The organism is Chryseobacterium phosphatilyticum (genome assembly GCF_002899825.2).
Lineage (GTDB): Bacteria > Bacteroidota > Bacteroidia > Flavobacteriales > Weeksellaceae > Chryseobacterium > Chryseobacterium phosphatilyticum.
On the sequence record NZ_PPED02000070.1, the window covers coordinates 1 to 488 of the forward strand.

The 488-nt window shown below is 63.9% G+C and carries 1 protein-coding gene; it reads left to right on the forward strand.

The window, feature by feature from the left end; genetic code table 11:
- Positions 1-94: fasciclin domain-containing protein (locus C1631_RS25450; RefSeq protein WP_185144701.1), on the forward strand; the 94-nt coding region annotated here is incomplete at its 5' end.
- Between the last annotated feature and the right edge of the window lie 394 nt (positions 95-488).

The following is a 488-nucleotide window of genomic DNA, read 5'->3' on the forward strand; positions in this document are numbered from 1 at the left end:
GGACGCCAAGGGCAACACCGCCACCGTCACCATCGCCAACGTGATGCAGTCGAACGGCGTGATCCACGTCATCAACGGCGTGCTTCAGCCCTGATCCTCCGCTGAGATGCGTTGATGCGCGAAGCCTCGGCCCGTCTGGGCCGGGGCTTTTTCGTTCGCCCCCAATCTCACGGGCTCGACCGGCGGGCATCGCGATCCCGCGCAAAAAACCACCTCCGGAAACGATGGGTTTCCGTCGTTTCCCATTTTCAAAATCGCGCCCCGGGACCATCCTCGTACCGTCAAGCCACACCAGGAGCCGAAGGCCGCTCCGGACCACCGCACCGTGAGGAGAGGCGAGCATGGCGACGATCACCACCGGGGACGGCACCGAGATCTTCTACAAGGATTGGGGCCCGAAGGACGCGCAGCCGATCATGTTCCATCACGGCTGGCCGCTCTCGTCCGACGACTGGGACGCGCAGATGCTGTTCTTTGCGCACCAAGGC